General features: G+C 59.3%; 15 protein-coding genes. 9 read left to right on the top strand and 6 right to left on the bottom strand.

Translation table 11 applies throughout. From position 1 onward, the window contains the following. The first annotated feature begins 17 nt into the window (after positions 1-17). The 7 genes from mltB (at position 18) to GYN01_RS06815 (ending at position 6,372) form a co-directional block, all read left to right on the top strand. A complete protein-coding gene (gene mltB / locus GYN01_RS06845) occupies positions 18-1,028 on the top strand; it encodes a lytic murein transglycosylase B (protein WP_048362373.1) in 1,011 nt (336 codons plus the stop codon). Continuing rightward, positions 1,028-2,023 (top strand): septal ring lytic transglycosylase RlpA family protein, encoded by a 996-nt coding sequence (locus GYN01_RS06840; protein ID WP_048362374.1) that lies wholly within the window; start codon positions 1,028-1,030, stop codon positions 2,021-2,023. Before mltB ends, GYN01_RS06840 begins: the two co-directional genes overlap by 1 nt. Positions 2,024-2,197: 174 nt before the next feature. After that, positions 2,198-3,355 carry a D-alanyl-D-alanine carboxypeptidase family protein gene (locus GYN01_RS06835; protein ID WP_048401482.1) on the top strand — a complete coding sequence of 386 codons (1,158 nt, stop codon included), beginning with the start codon at positions 2,198-2,200 and terminating at the stop codon, positions 3,353-3,355. Between the two features lie 79 nt (positions 3,356-3,434). Next, positions 3,435-3,710 carry a DUF493 domain-containing protein gene (locus GYN01_RS06830; protein ID WP_048362376.1) on the top strand — a complete coding sequence of 92 codons (276 nt, stop codon included), beginning with the start codon at positions 3,435-3,437 and terminating at the stop codon, positions 3,708-3,710. Beyond that, the gene (lipB, locus tag GYN01_RS06825; protein ID WP_203306762.1) at positions 3,710-4,363 is read left to right on the top strand and encodes a lipoyl(octanoyl) transferase LipB; all 654 of its coding nucleotides are present in this window, start codon (positions 3,710-3,712) and stop codon (positions 4,361-4,363) included. The genes GYN01_RS06830 and lipB overlap by 1 nt, the downstream gene beginning before the upstream one ends. A 1-nt stretch (position 4,364) precedes the next feature. Further along, the gene (gene lipA / locus GYN01_RS06820) at positions 4,365-5,405 is read left to right on the top strand and encodes a lipoyl synthase (RefSeq protein ID WP_048401478.1); all 1,041 of its coding nucleotides are present in this window, start codon (positions 4,365-4,367) and stop codon (positions 5,403-5,405) included. A 4-nt stretch (positions 5,406-5,409) separates the two neighbouring features. Then, complete coding sequence (locus tag GYN01_RS06815; RefSeq protein ID WP_203306761.1) at positions 5,410-6,372, top strand: S66 peptidase family protein; 963 nt, start codon at positions 5,410-5,412, stop codon at positions 6,370-6,372. A 50-nt stretch (positions 6,373-6,422) separates the two neighbouring features. On the opposite strand, the gene GYN01_RS06810 is transcribed toward GYN01_RS06815, so the two are convergent. From GYN01_RS06810 to leuS, 5 genes are all read right to left on the bottom strand, one after another. Next, a complete protein-coding gene (locus GYN01_RS06810) occupies positions 6,423-7,724 on the bottom strand; it encodes a lytic murein transglycosylase (RefSeq protein ID WP_048362380.1) in 1,302 nt (433 codons plus the stop codon). A 50-nt stretch (positions 7,725-7,774) separates the two neighbouring features. Next, positions 7,775-7,924 carry an alternative ribosome rescue factor ArfA gene (gene arfA, locus GYN01_RS06805; RefSeq protein ID WP_048362381.1) on the bottom strand — a complete coding sequence of 50 codons (150 nt, stop codon included), beginning with the start codon at positions 7,922-7,924 and terminating at the stop codon, positions 7,775-7,777. 102 nt (positions 7,925-8,026) lie between these two features. Further along, the gene (holA, locus tag GYN01_RS06800; RefSeq protein WP_203306760.1) at positions 8,027-9,064 is read right to left on the bottom strand and encodes a DNA polymerase III subunit delta; all 1,038 of its coding nucleotides are present in this window, start codon (positions 9,062-9,064) and stop codon (positions 8,027-8,029) included. A 42-nt stretch (positions 9,065-9,106) separates the two neighbouring features. Next, positions 9,107-9,712 (bottom strand): LPS-assembly lipoprotein LptE, encoded by a 606-nt coding sequence (locus GYN01_RS06795; RefSeq protein ID WP_048362383.1) that lies wholly within the window; start codon positions 9,710-9,712, stop codon positions 9,107-9,109. A 91-nt stretch (positions 9,713-9,803) separates the two neighbouring features. After that, positions 9,804-12,410 (bottom strand): leucine--tRNA ligase, encoded by a 2,607-nt coding sequence (gene leuS / locus GYN01_RS06790; RefSeq protein ID WP_048362384.1) that lies wholly within the window; start codon positions 12,408-12,410, stop codon positions 9,804-9,806. Between the two features lie 236 nt (positions 12,411-12,646). Between leuS and GYN01_RS06785 the strand changes: the two genes are divergently transcribed. Together GYN01_RS06785 and GYN01_RS06780 are read left to right on the top strand one after the other, a co-directional pair. Continuing rightward, positions 12,647-12,940: a hypothetical protein gene (locus GYN01_RS06785; protein WP_048362385.1), complete on the top strand. Its 294-nt coding sequence runs from the start codon at positions 12,647-12,649 to the stop codon at positions 12,938-12,940. Positions 12,941-13,091: 151 nt separating this feature from the next. Next, complete coding sequence (locus GYN01_RS06780) at positions 13,092-13,853, top strand: YdcF family protein (protein WP_048362386.1); 762 nt, start codon at positions 13,092-13,094, stop codon at positions 13,851-13,853. 270 nt (positions 13,854-14,123) lie between these two features. On the opposite strand, the gene lnt is transcribed toward GYN01_RS06780, so the two are convergent. Then, positions 14,124-15,647, bottom strand: coding sequence for an apolipoprotein N-acyltransferase (gene lnt, locus GYN01_RS06775; protein WP_048362387.1), 1,524 nt, complete (start codon positions 15,645-15,647; stop codon positions 14,124-14,126). Positions 15,648-15,669: the final 22 nt, after the last annotated feature.

The raw sequence follows: 15,669 nt of genomic DNA, 5'->3' as shown, positions 1-15,669 counted from the left end.
TTAAGGTGAATTATTCAATGCAAGTAATGCGTGGCTGGGCCGCTCGATACGCGTCATGGGTAGGCCTGTTGGGTCTGTTCGGGGCGGCGCAAGGCGCGGTGGCCGGCGACTACGAAGGCTCACCCCAAGTGGCTGAGTTTGTCGGTGAAATGACCCGCGACTACGGGTTTGCCGGCGAACAGCTGATGGACGTGTTTCGCCAGGCTCAGCGCAAGCAGAGCATTCTCGACGCTATTTCGCGTCCTGCCGAGCGCGTCAAGCAGTGGAAAGAATACCGCCCCATCTTTATTTCTGATGCCCGTGTTGCCCGCGGTGTCGATTTTTGGCGCGAGCACGAAGCCGTACTGGCCCGTGCCGAGCAGGAATACGGTGTTCCGGCACAGGTGATTGTGTCGATCATCGGCGTTGAAACCTTCTACGGTCGCAACACCGGCAATTATCGGGTGATCGACGCGTTGTCGACCCTGGGCTTTGATTACCCGCCACGGGCCGAGTTCTTCCGCAAGGAGCTGCGTGAGTTCCTGTTGTTGGCCCGTGAAGAGCAGGTCGACCCGTTGACCCTTAAAGGCTCGTACGCGGGTGCGATGGGCTTGCCGCAATTTATGCCGAGCAGCTTTCGCGCTTACGCCGTGGACTTTGACGGCGACGGCCACATCAACATCTGGAGCAACCCGGACGACGCGATTGGCAGCGCTGCCAGCTACTTCAAGCGTCATGGCTGGGTGGCCGGTGAGCCGGTGGTGATTCGCGCCGACGTACAGGGCGAGCGGGTCGACGAAGGCTTGACCCAAGGCATCGAGCCGGTGAAAACCGTCGGGGAGTTGCGAGCGCTGGGGTGGTCGAGTCATGATGCGCTGCCTGACGACATGCCGGTCACCGCGTTCCGTCTCGAAGGCGAAAACGGCCCTGAATACTGGATGGGCCTGAAGAATTTTTACGCGATCACGCGCTACAACCGTAGCGTGATGTACGCCATGGCAGTGCACCAACTGTCCGACCTGCTGGTTCAAGCACGGGGCACTAAGTAATGCCGTTTCTAGCGATCCGCACACCTCTTAAAGTCGCTGCCTGCGCCGCCCTTGCGTTGCTGGTGGTGAGCTGCTCCAGCAGCCGCACCGCCGCGCCCCAAAAGTCGACCGCCGTTGTTCGCGCCACGCCGGGGCTGGACATCAACCGCGCGCACAAAGACGGCGCGCCGTGGTGGGACGTGGACGTCTCGCGCATCCCCGATGCCACCCCGACCCTGCACACCGGGCCCTACAAGGCCAACCCGTACACCGTGCTGGGTAAAACCTACTTCCCGATTCAAGAGTCCAAGACCTATGTCGCATCGGGTACTGCCTCTTGGTACGGCACCAAGTTTCATGGTCAAAACACCGCCAATGGCGAGGTGTATGACCTGTACGGCATGAGCGCCGCGCACAAAACCCTGCCACTGCCCAGCTACGTCAAAGTGACCAACCTGGACAACGGTAAAGCTGTTGTGCTGCGGGTCAATGACCGTGGCCCGTTCTACTCGGACCGCATCATTGACTTGTCTTATGCGGCGGCCAAAAAACTTGGCTATGCCGAAACCGGTACGGCGCGGGTCAAGGTTGAAGGCATTGACCCGCAAGCGTGGTGGGCGCAGCGTGGTCGCCCGGCGCCGTTGATGCTCAATGAGCCAAAAATGGCTCAGAATGCCCCCGGCCCTACGGTGTCGACCGGCAAGGTTGAACAATGGACGCCACCTGCGCAGCAGCACGCGAGTGATGTTGTACCGGTGCCAGGCATGGCCAGTGGCCACGGCACGTACTTGCAGGTCGGCGCATTTGCCAACCCGGACGCGGCAGAGTTGCTTCGCTCCAAGCTCAGTGGCATGGTCAGCGCTCCGGTGTTCATCAGTTCAATTGTGCGCAATCAACAAACCTTGCACCGTGTACGACTGGGGCCAATCGCCTCGGCCGGTGAAGTACAGCAAGCGCAAAACAGCGTGCGTCTGGCCAACTTGGGCCAGCCAAGCGTTGTGACATCGGATCAGTAACACTGATTAACGCGTTGGGCCTTGAACCTTCGAGGCTCAAACGCAGTTGTGGCGGCGAAGAATAAAAGCCCTGTGAGGGCCACGCTGCAACTGAATACGCGACAGCCCGTCAAACGGCTGTCACAACAGTTTTGCCCGCGAGGGTAAGTTTCCATTAACAATTTCGAGAGACGGATGAACATCACCACCTTTGCCAAACGCCTGTGCCTGCTTGTCCCGCTGATCATTACGCCTGCTGCCTTTGCAGCCGAAATGATGCCGTCGCCGCCGCAGCTTGCCGCCAAGTCCTACGTGCTCATGGATGCCAGCAGCGGTAACGTGCTGGTTGAGAACAATGGCGATCAACGCCTGCCGCCTGCCAGCCTGACCAAGCTGATGACCGCGTACATTGCGACCCTGGAAATCCGTCGTGGCCAGATCGGTGAAAACGATCCGGTCACCGTCAGCGAAAATGCCTGGCGTACCGGTGGTTCGCGGATGTTCATCAAAGTCGGTTCCCAGGTATCGGTCAGCGACTTGCTGCACGGGATCATCATTCAGTCGGGTAACGACGCCAGCGTTGCGCTGTCCGAACACATTGCCGGCAGTGAAGACGCGTTCGCCGACCTGATGAACAAAACCGCGGGCGAGTTGGGCATGACCAACAGCCACTTCATGAACCCGACCGGTCTGCCAAACCCGGATCACTACTCGTCGGCGCACGACATGTCGTTGCTGGCACGCGCGATCATCCACGAAGACCCGACTCACTATGCGATCTACTCGCAGAAGGAGTTCTTTTGGAACGGCATCAAGCAGCCTAACCGCAACCTGCTGCTGTGGCGCGACAAAACCGTTGATGGCCTGAAAACCGGTCATACCGATGAAGCAGGCTACTGCATGGTGTCGTCGGCTGTGCGTGATGGCATGCGTTTGATCGCGGTGGTGTTCGGCACCAACAGCGAGGCGGCCCGTGCTGCCGAGACGCAAAAGCTGCTGACCTACGGTTTCCGTTTCTTCGAAACCCAGACCTTCTACCAGAAGGGCACTGAGCTGGCGCAAGCACCGGTCTGGAAAGGCATCACCAACCAGGTTAAAGCCGGTCTGGCCGATGATCTGACCCTGACCCTGCCTAAAGGCCAGTTGAAAAAGCTCGCGGCCAGCATGACCATGAACCCGCAACTGATGGCGCCGATCGCCAAAGGTGACGTGATCGGCAAGGTTGAAGTCAAACTCGACGATAAAGTTGTTCACAGTGCCGACTTGATCGCACTTGAACCCGTTGAGGAAGGTGGAATTTTCCGACGCGTGTGGGATAGCATCCGTCTATTCTTCTACGGGTTGTTCAACTGATTGCACCCACCTGTGTGACCCCTTGCCTACCCGGCACGGGGTCATGTCTGTAGTTCCGGGCTTACGAGGCCAATACGCCATGAGCGATACCGAAGTAAAGGCGCCAAAGATCGAATTCCCTAACGTGGATTACCCGGTTAAGGTGATCAGCGACACGGGTGTGGGCAACAAAGACAAAATCATCGACATCGTGAAGAAACACGCGAAGGTCAACGATGAGCGTGTCGACGAACGTCAAAGCACCAATGGCAAGTACACAACGATCCAGTTGCACATCGTGGCAACGGATCAGGATCAGCTCTACAACATCAACAGCGAACTGCGGGCTACCGGCTTCGTGCACATGGTGTTGTGATGCCGCAGGTCTTGGGTATTCGCGAGCTGGGTCAGCTTGACTACGAGCGCACCTGGCTGGCGATGCAACGCTTCACCGAAGCACGCAAGCAACAACCGGACACCCAAGATGAAGTCTGGCTGGTGCAGCATCCGCCGGTGTTTACCCAAGGTCAGGCAGGCAAGGCCGAGCACCTGCTGTTGCCGGGTGATATCCCGGTGGTCAAATCGGACCGCGGCGGGCAGGTGACGTACCACGGGCCCGGTCAGATGGTCGCTTATCTGTTGCTGGACGTTCGCCGGTTAGGGTTTGGCGTACGTGAGCTGGTCAGCCGGATGGAGCGCTGCCTGATCGAGCTGCTCGCCAGCTATGGCGTGAACGCCCAGGCCAAAGAGGATGCGCCGGGTGTCTATGTCGACGGCGCCAAAATCGCCTCACTGGGCCTGCGGATTCGCAATGGCTGCTCTTTCCACGGTCTGGCCCTGAATGTGGACATGGATCTGGAACCGTTTCGACGGATTAACCCCTGTGGTTATGCGGGGCTGGCGATGACCCAGTTGCGTGACCATGCAGGCCCGATTGAATTTGCCGAGGTGAGTGCCCGATTGCGTGCGCAACTCGTCAAACACCTCGACTATGCTGAGCAGACGACCCTCACGGGCGGAATCGATTGATATGACTACTGCGCAAGACGCTGTTCAAACCCTGATCCCTACGCTGGACATCTCCGAACGTGCAGCCCGCGCCAGCGAGGCCCGTTCCAAGGTTGAGACCGGCGTTAAATTGCGCGGTGCCGAGAAGGTTGCGCGTATCCCGGTCAAGATCATTCCGACCACCGAGTTGCCGAAGAAGCCTGACTGGATTCGTGTGCGCATCCCGGTATCGCCTGAAGTCGACCGTATCAAAGCGTTGCTGCGCAAGCACAAGCTGCACAGCGTGTGCGAAGAGGCCTCCTGCCCGAACCTGGGCGAATGCTTCTCCGGCGGTACGGCGACGTTCATGATCATGGGCGACATCTGCACCCGTCGCTGCCCGTTCTGCGACGTGGGCCATGGACGACCGAAGCCACTGGACGTCAATGAGCCAGAAAGCCTGGCGGTCGCCATTGCTGACTTGCGTTTGAAGTACGTGGTGATCACCTCGGTCGACCGTGATGACCTGCGTGACGGTGGTGCGCAGCACTTTGCCGATTGCATCCGTGAAATCCGCAAATTGTCGCCGAACGTGCTGCTCGAAACGCTGGTGCCCGACTACCGTGGGCGCATGGACGTCGCGTTGGAAATCACCGCTGCCGAGCCGCCTGACGTGTTCAACCACAACCTCGAAACCGTGCCGCGCCTCTACAAGGCTGCGCGTCCGGGTTCCGACTACCAGTGGTCGTTGACCTTGCTGCAACGCTTCAAGCAAATGATGCCGCACATCCCGACCAAGTCCGGCTTGATGCTGGGCCTGGGTGAAACGGACGAAGAAGTCATTGAAGTGATGAAGCGCATGCGTGAGCACGACATCGACATGCTGACGTTGGGCCAATACCTGCAACCGTCGCGCAGCCACTTGCCGGTGCAGCGTTTTGTTCACCCGGACGTCTTCGCCTGGTTCGCCGAGGAAGGCTACAAAATGGGCTTCAAAAACGTCGCCTCGGGCCCCTTGGTGCGTTCTTCGTACCATGCCGATGAGCAGGCCAAGCTGGTTAAAACCATGTTGATTGGTGAGTGAACGCATGAATAGCCGGCTTATCGCGCAGGTGTCCTACAAGGCCCACAGCGCGGTGCCCGCGCTACCCGCTGGCGGGGTGATCGGCCTGATCGCCCCGGCAGGCCCCGCCGAACTTGACCTGACCCTTGCGACCCAATGGATACAAGCGCGCGGCTATCAACTGCGTGTGTTTCCTGGCGTCTGGGAAAAGGACGGTTATCTGGCAGGCGCTGATGCAACTCGCTTGCGCGATCTGCACGACGCGTTTGAGGATGACAGCATTGACGCCATTTTGTGCATGCGCGGCGGCTATGGCAGCCCTCGCTTGCTCGACGGCATCGATTTTGAGCGACTTAAACGTCATCCAAAACCGTTCATCGGTTATAGCGACATCACCGCGCTGCACTTGGCGATCACCCGTTATGCAGGCTTTGTGACCTTTCACGGGCCGATGCTTAACGCTGACTTGCTGGGTGACAAGCAGGCGCCCACCGAATCTTCTTTGCTGGACATGCTCAGCGGCCGTCAAGGGCCACAGTTGGCCCACCCGGCTGCCTTTCCCTTGACCACCGTGGCACCGGGCGTTGCCTGTGGTCGTTTACTGGGCGGCAATCTGGCGATGATCTGCGCCATGATGGGCACAGCGTTCGAACTGGATGCGGACGACATCATTCTGTTTATCGAAGACGTCAACGAGCCGCTGTACCGGATAGACCGCTTCTTGACGCAGTTGCGCCTGGCGGGCAAGTTTGCCGGGTTGCGCGGGGTCTTGGTGGGGGATGTGGCGGGTGTTGACCACGAGGCGTTGATCCGACTGGTGGGGCAGACGTTTGAGCCTTTGGGCATTCCCGTGCTGGCAGGTTGGCGGAGTGGGCATTGCGACCCGAACCTTACGTTGCCGATGGGCGCTTTGGTGAGTCTGGATGCTGATCGCCAGCAGTTGGTGCTAGAGCAGTGCGTGGTTTCGATCAACAACCATAAGGCTTGAAGCCCCTCACCCCAACCTCTCCAGGGAAACGGTTGGGGTGAGGACGATGCCTACGGGTTACGCAAGCTTTCGAGCAGCTTATGGGATGGATAGCCATCTGCTGGCCAGCCCAAGGCTTGCTGCGCGCTACGGATCGCCTTACGGGTATTCGCCCCGATAATCCCGTCCGCTTTGCCCGCATCGTAATGGCGGTTGCTGAGCAGGGTTTGCAGTTCGACACGCTCTGAGCGGCTTAGTGGTCGCTCATCCTTGGGCCAGTCCCCTTTGATCGTCCCTTGGCCTGCGAATCGCTCAGACAACAAACCCACGGCCAGTGCATAGGACGATGAGTTGTTGTATCGAAGGATGGCGCGGAAGTTATCCAGCACCAAAAATGCCGGGCCACGGTACCCGGCCGGTAACAACAAGGTGGCGCTCAATTGATCAGCTCCCGCCGCGTTGGCTGGCAAAATGACACCGATCTTTTGCCACTCGCCAACAGATTTGCGTACCGCGCCGTCAGCCAGTGCATAGTCGAAACCGCCTGGCAGGTTCACTTCAAAGCCCCACGGCTGACCTTGCTTCCAGCCGGAGCTTTGCAGGTAGTGCGCAGTTGAGGCCAGGGCGTCGGCCGAGCTGTTCCAGATATCGCGGCGACCATCGCCATCGAAATCGACCGCATGGGTTTCATAGGTGGTGGGGATGAACTGGGTTTGCCCCATCGCACCCGCCCATGAACCGAGCATTTTCTCGGGCGAAATGTCGCCCTCCTGAATGATTTTCAGCGCGGCGATCAGTTGGCTCTGGGCAAACTCCGGGCGGCGACCTTCATAGGCGAGGGTGGCCAGTGAACGAATCACCGACTTGTTGCCCTGAAACGTACCGAAGTTGCTTTCCATGCCCCACACCGACACCAAAGCCTGGCGGTCAACGCCATAGCGCTGTTCGATGCGGCTCAGCAATTGGGCATTCTGCTCCAGCAGGCGTTGACCGTTACGCACGCGCAAAGGGGAGAGGGCACCGTCAAGGTACTCCCACACCGGGCGGCTGAATTCAGGTTGGCTGCGGTCGGCCTTGATCACGCCCATGTCCGGGGTGATGTCTTTGAAGGCGTTATCAAACACCAGCGGGTTGATCCCGGCTTTAAGGGCTTGAACGCGGAAATTGGCTTGCCACTCGCTGAAGCTTTGAGCGGGCTGTATGTCGAGGTTATCTGCAGCAGGCGCCGAGATCACCGCAGGTGCGGCAGGCGTCACAGGCAGGGGTTGAGCATCGGCTGCGGTGGGTTTCTCTGCGCAGGCGACTAAAAGGATGACGCTAGAAGCAGCGATCAGTTGGCGCATCGGCCAACGGCGTGTATGACTTGAGGGCATGCGCAGGTCCAGGTAATGCGAATCAGAGGCAGACCTTAACATTCCCGTCGTCAGGCAGCTAGAAGGTAAAAAGCCTCCCGGTCTCTCGACTGGAAGGCTTCGCGGCGGTAGCTGCCTTTGCCTTTGGCGGGGCGTTCCTGGCGGCTGCGGAACAAGGGTTGGGCGACAATGGATTTGGCCTTGTTGGGGCGCTTGCTCATGGCATTGACTCTCGCTGGATTAAACACGGCCAAATCATCGGCCAGTTTTTCAGCGTTGTCCAGAGGGCATGCTGCACCCCAAGTTCCTACGGGGCGAGGTGTTTACTCCGCAGGCAGATTCAGACGTTGCCCACACATCAGCAGCGTTAATCGACTCAAGCTGCTCCAGGCAGAACCCGCCGCCTGGCCTTTTATTTGTGCATCAATACGTTGCGCGTCCATCAACAGGTGCGCCCAGCGTTGTGCGGAATAACGTTGCAAGGCTTTGCTCATCAGGGGTTTGCGTTTATCCCACACCGGTGGCCGGGCTTGGCTGAAGGCTTTGTCCAGTGGGGTGCCCTGGCTGTATTGCAATGCAATGTTGGCCAGCACCCGCAGTTCGCGCGCCAGTGCCCACAAAATCACAGGCGGCTCGACACCTTCGCCGCGCAAGCCTTCGAGCATGCGCAGCGCATGGGTGGCCTCGCCATTGAGTACCGCGTCGACCAGCCCGAACACATCAAAACGCGCGCTGTCCGCTACGGCCGCTTGCACGGTCTCGACGGTGATCTGGCCTTCTTCAGCCATCAGTTTGAGCTTTTCGATTTCTTGGGCGGCGGCCAGTAAGTTGCCTTCGACCCGAGCCGCGATCAGTTCGACAGCTTCATGCGTTGCTGAAAGACCGGCCTGAGACAAACGCTGACGAATCCATTGCGGCAATTGATTGGCATCGACCGGCCAGATTTGCACGAACTGAGTGTGCGCACCTTCAACCAGTGCCTTGCCCCACTTGGTTTTCTGCGCGCTGCCATCGAGTTTGGGCAAGCTGATCAACAGCACTGTGTCTTCGGCGGGGCGGGCGCAATACTCGATCAGTGCAGCAGCCCCTTTATCGCCCGGTTTGCCGGAAGGCAGGCGCAGTTCCAGCAGTCGCTTTTCAGCAAACAGTGACATGCTGGCGCCCGCTTGCAGCAGTGAACCCCAGTCAAAACTGGCGTCAGCGCTGAATACCTGGCGTTCGTCGTAACCTTGTTGGCGGGCGGTACTGCGAATGGCGTCTGCGGCTTCCTGGCACAGCAACGGGTCATCACCGCTGATGATATAGACCGGCGACAGGTTGCCTTGCAGGTGTTTGGCAAGTTGAGCGGGGGCGAGTTTCATAGGACTTGATAGATGACGGGGCGCCTGAGCGCCCCGTATGCCTTACTGATTGGGTACTTCGAGTGGCGACTGTTGCGGGGTCGCCTCTTGCGCTTTGCGCGCAGCTTCGAGAGCGTCGGCTTCAGCCTTTGCCTTCTCGTCAGCCACTTGTTGCAATTTGGCCAACTGCTCAGGCGTGAGCTGCTCCAGGCGTAGCACCATCTGTTGCACCAGCTCACGACGCATTTCGCCGCGAATCATGGTGGCTTCCTGGCCAGAGCCAGTGATGTTGCTGCTGTCCTGCAAGTAGACCTTGTGCACTTCAATCTTGTTGTCTAGCAACGGCAGATTGTGGTCGCCACGGATCTCGTAGTTCAGCACGTTGGTCAATTCGTACTCTACCGTGCCGCCATTGCCCGCATAGCTGGCAGCGCGCTGGGTTTCTTGCTCGTTGGTCAGGATCAGGTGATACGGCGCGCCGGCAGAGATTTTTACGCCGCTGTTTTCCAGTACCTGACGCAGTTGACGCACGGTATCGCCATAGGCATTACGCGCGGTCACATCGAGTTCAGTAATGGACAACTGATTGGTGCCGGTGCCACGCAGCTGGAATCCGCAGGCGCTCAGCAGTACCGCGAGGCCCATCACCAGCAAATTGCGTTTGATCATGTGTTGCTCCCCTTGAAACCAGATAGGCCGACTGAGCGGCCCGGAAGGTTTTATTGGGCGCCCGCACGTAGGGTGGGGCGCCTGTTCCAATTTAGCTGGCGACGATGTTGACCAGTTTGCCCGGCACAACGATGACCTTGCGGATCGTCAGGCCTTCGGTGAAGCGCAACACGTTTTCGTTGATACGGGCAGCCGCTTCAATGTCTTCGCGGCTGGCAGCGGCGGGCATGTCAATTTGCCCGCGCAGCTTGCCGTTGACCTGGATCACCAGTTGCAGCGTGTCTTGCACCAACGCGCTTTCGTCCAGTGTTGGCCACGGCGCGTCGATGATGGCGTCGATGTGACCCAGCTGATTCCACAGCTCATGGCTGATGTGCGGGGTGATCGGTGCCAACAGCAGCGCCACGGTTTCCAGGCCCTCTTGCAGCAGGGCGCGGTCTTGTTCGGTGGTTTGCGGCGCTTTTTCCAGCACGTTCATCACGGTCATCACTTGCGCGACGGCGGTGTTGAATTTGTGATGCTGGCCGACGTCCTGGCTCGCTTGTTTGATGGCGTGGTGAATGGCGCGGCGAATGACTTTTTGCTCGTCGTTCAGGGTGCCGATGTCCAGCGGGCCAGGCAGGCCCTGGCCAACGTGGGCATGGGCCAGACGCCATACACGCTTGAGGAAGCGGTGCGAACCTTCAACACCTGCGTCCGACCATTCGAGGCTGGCATCGGGTGGCGAAGCAAACATCATGAACAGGCGGCAGGTATCGGCGCCGTATTGTTCGATCATCGATTGCGGGTCAACGCCGTTGTTCAGCGACTTGGACATTTTTTGCGTGCCGCCGATTTCAACCGGCAGGCCGTCCGACTTCAGCGTAGCGCCGATGATCTTGGCCTTCGCGTCACGCACGACGTCTACGTCGTCCGGGTTGAAGTAGTCCTTGCCACCGTTGTCCAGCGTACGGAAATAGGTGTCGGCAATCACCATGCCTTGGGTCAGCAGGTTCTTGAACGGCTCGTTGGAGCCGACCAGACCCTCGTCGCGCATCAATTTGTGGAAGAAGCGCGCGTACAGCAGGTGCAAGATCGCGTGTTCGATGCCGCCGATGTACTGATCGACAGGCAGCCAGTGGTCAGCCGCAGCCTTTTCGACCAGGCCACCTTCATAGTGCGGTGAGGCGTAGCGGGCGTAGTACCACGACGACTCGACGAAGGTGTCCATCGTGTCGGTTTCACGCTTGGCCGGTGCGCCGCATTTCGGGCAGCTGCACTCATAGAACTCAGGCATGCGCGCCAATGGCGAACCGGCGCCATCGGGTACGACGTCTTCTGGCAACACAACAGGCAGTTGGTCTTCAGGGACTGGCACATCGCCGCAGGTGTCGCAATGCACGATAGGAATCGGGCAGCCCCAGTAGCGTTGACGGCTCACGCCCCAGTCGCGCAGACGGAATTGAGTGCGCGATTGACCCAGGCCTTTGGCTGTCAAGGCCGCTTCCATCGCAGCAAAGGCGGCGTCGAAGTCCAGGCCATCGAACTCGCCGGAATTGATCAGCGTGCCGTGTTCGTTGTACGCGTCCTGCCAAGGTGAAGGCGAGGCATCGCCCGCGCTGGTGCGTACGACCGATTTGATCGGCAGGTTGTATTGGGTGGCGAATTCGAAATCGCGTTCGTCGTGTGCCGGCACGGCCATCACTGCGCCATCGCCGTAGTGCATCAACACATAGTTGGCGACCCACACCGGGAGCTTTTCACCGGTCAGTGGATGCTCGACGAACAGCGAAGTCGGCAGGCCCTTTTTCTCTTGGGTGGCCATGTCGGCTTCAGCGACACTGCCGCCTTTGCATTCGGCGATGAAGGCTTGCAGCTCAGGATTGCCTTGCGCGGCCTGGGTGGCCAGCGGGTGTTCAGCGGCAACGGCCACATAGGTGGCGCCCATCAGGGTGTCAGGGCGGGTAGTAAAGACTTTGAGCGTGCCCGCTTCGCCGATGGAATCGACGTTATACGGGAACTGCACTTCCATGCCGCGGGATTTGCCAATCCAGTTGCGCTGCATGGTTTTGACCTGCTCGGGCCAGCCCGGCATGTCGTCCAGGCCCTCAAGCAGTTCATCGGCGTAAGCGGTGATCTTGAAGTAGTACATCGGGATTTCGCGTTTTTCGATCACCGCGCCCGAACGCCAGCCGCGGCCGTCGATCACTTGCTCGTTGGCCAGAACGGTCTGGTCGACCGGGTCCCAGTTCACGGTGCCGTTTTTGCGGTAGATCACCCCTTTTTCGAACAGGCGGGTAAACAGCCATTGTTCCCAGCGGTAGTAATCAGGCTTGCAGGTGGTGATTTCGCGCGACCAGTCGACGGCCAAACCCAGGCTGCACAGCTGGGTTTTCATGTAGGCGATGTTGTCGTAGGTCCATTTGGCCGGTGCGACCTTGTTTTTCATCGCGGCGTTTTCGGCTGGCATGCCGAACGCGTCCCAACCCATGGGTTGCAACACGTTTTTACCGAGCATGCGCTGGTAACGGGAGATCACGTCGCCAATGGTGTAGTTGCGCACGTGCCCCATGTGTAGCTTGCCGCTTGGGTACGGGAACATCGATAGGCAGTAGAACGTTTCCTTGCCTAGATCTTCGCTGACTTCGAAGGACTTTTGGGTGTCCCAGAATGATTGGGCGGCGGCTTCTATTTCACGGGGCTGATAATGTTCGTGCATGGCTACTTGTACTAATAAAGGGTGGCCTAATCCTCTTCAACCTATGGCCGGCTATTGTGTTGCCCGGTCATGTTGGAGTAGGGGTTACAGGAAGTTCCGTAGCATACATGACCCCACTCTATCGAGGGAAACCCTGATTGCCTCTGCCTTCCGTTGGTCGCTGCAATGCACCGGCTTTGCGAGCGCAGCTAAGCTTGATCTCGGGGGTGATCTATTTCCTTCGATGAGGTGAACGGATGGCAGAAACGCAACGCACAGCAATAACGTCGCAGGTGTATGAGCGGCTGATTAACCGTTTGGGCGTGGCCCTTGATTCAGCAAAAACGGCAGTGCAGTTACGTGATGAGCGCCCTGCCGAACTGGAATTGCGAGGCTTGAGTCGTGCCGAGCTGGAGTTGATCAACGCATATTTGAACCGGAGCGAGCGCGAGGCCGATGGCCGTTCGCAAGGCAGCAGTAATGTGCAGCATGCGCCCCCGACAGCCAAGGTCATCTGGCTCAAGGACAGGGTTAAGGGAGCAAAGGGGTAGCACGGCCATTCACGCTGTGCTCGTGAGTCATGGTTTGATGCAGTACGTGTCCCAGGGTTGATGAAGCAGGCTTTTTTATTCAGTCACTCACGTTGCCTGTTGTTGCATCGGTTCAACCCCCTTAGGCTTCGGGCATCTTTGGAGATGCTCGATGCCTATTCGATATTTCGTTAAACAACTTCTTTTACCGCCCGGCATTCTGCTGCTGATTTTGGTGCTTGCCTGGTGGTTGCGTCGTTCCCGTCCACGCTTGGCAGGCGCTCTATTTGCCGTGGGTGTGGCTGGCTTTTGGTTGATGAGCTTGCCGGTTGTGGTGGAGTGGAGTGCGCGTGCACTGGAGCGTGAACCGGCTTTGGCCCAAAGCGAATGGTCGACTTTGGCACAGCGCGCCGACGCGATCGTGGTATTGGGGTCGGGCCGTGAGCGGGGCGATCCGGCGTGGGGCAGTGACCAGCCAACGGGCACCGGATTAGAGCGCCAGCGTTATGCGGCGCGGTTGGCTAAAGCATCGGGTTTGCCGCTGCTGACCACCGGCGGCTTGCACTACGGTACGCCGCCCAGTGAGGCTCAGTTAATGGCTGACTCGCTGCGCGATGACTTTGGCGTGCAGGTGCGCTGGAAGGAAGAACAAAGCCGTACCACTTGGGAAAACGCCCAAATGACCGCCGATATTTTGTTGCCGCAAGGCATCAAGCGCGTGGTCGTAGTGACGCAGGCCTGGCACATGCCGCGTTCGGTCTGGAGCTTTGAGCAAGCCGGTTTCGACGTGGTGCCCGCGCCCGTCGGGTTTCTGGGGCGAGACAACGCCCGGCCTTTGGGCGGCTGGATGCCAGAATTCAAGTCGATCTGGCAGTCGGGGCAATTGCTGAACGAAGCCGCAGGGCAAGTGGCGTATCCGCTGTTTTACCGCTGATACGCACCCGCCATTACAGCGATGACTTTGCCAGGCGCTGCCCAGGTATGAGGCCGTGCTCAAGCCCCCAGTACCCGTAAATCCGCTCAACGCGCGGTAGTCGCTGACGAGGTGCGAGGTTGCGATCAGGGGCGCAGCAGCCGTCAATTCAAACTCTGCGATAGGCCTGGGGGTGCGGGCTGAATGCCTTGGCGACGGCTACGCCGCCCGCCGCAACCGCGCAGTGTGCTTTCAAGCCTGATCGATCTCAGAGGCTCGACAGGGCGCTTGCTACACCGTTTTGGCAATCCGGCTGGTGATCAACGCCCAGCCAATCAGCAGGCCACACAGAATGACCAACGGCCACGAGCGCCATTGCAGGTAAGGCGTGAGGTTGTGCATCGGCACCACTTCGCCGTACAAAATCCCGCGCTCGAATTGCGGGATCTGCGCGGTGATTTGGCCATACGGGTTAATCAACCCGGTGACGCCATTGTTAGTCGCGCGAATCATCCAGCGGCCCGCCTCCAGTGCGCGCATCTGCGCCATCTGCAAGTGTTGCAACGGGCCAATCGAGGTGCCGAACCAGGTGTCGTTGCTGATGGTCAGCAAAATGTCGCTCTTGGCCGCCAGGCTGGCCGCGAAATCCGGGTACACCACTTCGTAGCAAATAAACGGCGCGATCTGATAACCCTTGGCTTGCAGCAGCGCCTGCTCGGCCGGGCCGCGTGCGAAGTCGGACATCGGCAGGTCGAAGAAGGCAATCAGTCCGCGCAACACATCTTGCAACGGCACGTACTCGCCAAACGGCACCAGTTTTTGTTTCAGGTAGGTGCCGTCCGCTTCGCCTACGGCCGTGATGCCGTTGAAAAAACGCGGTTCATGGCGTACTTCCTGTCGAATCGGTACACCGGTAATCAAGGCCGAATGCCGCTCGGCGGCGAAGCGGCCCATCATGCTCAGGTAGCCTTCAGCGTTTTCCTTGAGCACGGGAATCGCTGTTTCGGGCCAGATAATCAGGTCTGCGCGTTTGGAACTGAAGGTCATGTCACGGTACAAGGCCAACTGCGCATTCAGCTGTTCAGGGTCCCACTTCATGCTTTGTTCGATATTGCCCTGAATCGCCGCCACGCTCAGCGGGTCGCCCGAAGGGCTGGTCCAGGCGTGGTGTTTGAGGGCGAGGCCGATGCACCACGGGCCGATCAGCAGTACGCAGCCTGCGCCGATAAACGCCGTGCGTTTGGCCTTGATCAAGCGCGGCAGGTTGCACAGCAGGGCCGCGGTCAGTGCCAGAGTGAAGGAAATCAGCCACATGCCACCCAGCGGAGCAAGCCCGGCCAATGGGCCGTCGAGCTGGCTGTAACCCGAATACAGCCACGGGAAACCGGTGAGGAACCAGCCGCGAAAGGCCTCTTGCGCAACCCACAGCGCAGCGAACGCCAGCGCGTCTGCCAGCGGGGCTTCATTGCGACGAATCCAGCGTGCCCACAACCAGGCGGGCAGGGCGAAAAACCACGCAATGGCCGCCGTGAACGCCAGCATTAACAACCCGGCCAGCAACACAGACGCGCCACCGAAGTTGTGGATGCTGTAGTAAATCCAGCTGGTGCCCGCGCCAAACAGGCCAAAGCCGAAACACCAGCCACGGCCCAGCGCCTGTTTGGGCGACAGGTCACGCAGGCCGAGGTAGAACATGGCCAGGGCAACCAGCGCCAGCGGCCAGATGTCGAAAGGTGCCAACGCCAAGGTTGTCAGTGCGCCGGCCACCACGGCCAGCAAGTTACCGGGCCAGCCGGGGGAGGTTATCCAGCGCATTTCAATCCTTGGTGTGGGAGGT

This window comes from Pseudomonas weihenstephanensis, assembly GCF_016812185.1.
Classification (GTDB): Bacteria; Pseudomonadota; Gammaproteobacteria; order Pseudomonadales; family Pseudomonadaceae; genus Aquipseudomonas; species Aquipseudomonas weihenstephanensis.
Note: the sequence above shows the minus strand (reverse complement) of the source record. Positions and strands in the feature narration are given on the sequence as shown.

What these genes read in the sequence shown, in the direction of transcription:
- mltB (WP_048362373.1), top strand. Translation starts at nt 18, where the DNA reads ATGCAAGTAATGCGTGGCTGGGCCGCTCGATACGCGTCATGGGTAGGC.
- GYN01_RS06840 (WP_048362374.1), top strand. Translation starts at nt 1,028, where the DNA reads ATGCCGTTTCTAGCGATCCGCACACCTCTTAAAGTCGCTGCCTGCGCC.
- GYN01_RS06835 (WP_048401482.1), top strand. Translation starts at nt 2,198, where the DNA reads ATGAACATCACCACCTTTGCCAAACGCCTGTGCCTGCTTGTCCCGCTG.
- GYN01_RS06830 (WP_048362376.1), top strand. Translation starts at nt 3,435, where the DNA reads ATGAGCGATACCGAAGTAAAGGCGCCAAAGATCGAATTCCCTAACGTG.
- lipB (WP_203306762.1), top strand. Translation starts at nt 3,710, where the DNA reads ATGCCGCAGGTCTTGGGTATTCGCGAGCTGGGTCAGCTTGACTACGAG.
- lipA (WP_048401478.1), top strand. Translation starts at nt 4,365, where the DNA reads ATGACTACTGCGCAAGACGCTGTTCAAACCCTGATCCCTACGCTGGAC.
- GYN01_RS06815 (WP_203306761.1), top strand. Translation starts at nt 5,410, where the DNA reads ATGAATAGCCGGCTTATCGCGCAGGTGTCCTACAAGGCCCACAGCGCG.
- GYN01_RS06810 (WP_048362380.1), bottom strand. Translation starts at nt 7,724, where the DNA reads ATGCCCTCAAGTCATACACGCCGTTGGCCGATGCGCCAACTGATCGCT.
- arfA (WP_048362381.1), bottom strand. Translation starts at nt 7,924, where the DNA reads ATGAGCAAGCGCCCCAACAAGGCCAAATCCATTGTCGCCCAACCCTTG.
- holA (WP_203306760.1), bottom strand. Translation starts at nt 9,064, where the DNA reads ATGAAACTCGCCCCCGCTCAACTTGCCAAACACCTGCAAGGCAACCTG.
- GYN01_RS06795 (WP_048362383.1), bottom strand. Translation starts at nt 9,712, where the DNA reads ATGATCAAACGCAATTTGCTGGTGATGGGCCTCGCGGTACTGCTGAGC.
- leuS (WP_048362384.1), bottom strand. Translation starts at nt 12,410, where the DNA reads ATGCACGAACATTATCAGCCCCGTGAAATAGAAGCCGCCGCCCAATCA.
- GYN01_RS06785 (WP_048362385.1), top strand. Translation starts at nt 12,647, where the DNA reads ATGGCAGAAACGCAACGCACAGCAATAACGTCGCAGGTGTATGAGCGG.
- GYN01_RS06780 (WP_048362386.1), top strand. Translation starts at nt 13,092, where the DNA reads ATGCCTATTCGATATTTCGTTAAACAACTTCTTTTACCGCCCGGCATT.
- lnt (WP_048362387.1), bottom strand. Translation starts at nt 15,647, where the DNA reads ATGCGCTGGATAACCTCCCCCGGCTGGCCCGGTAACTTGCTGGCCGTG.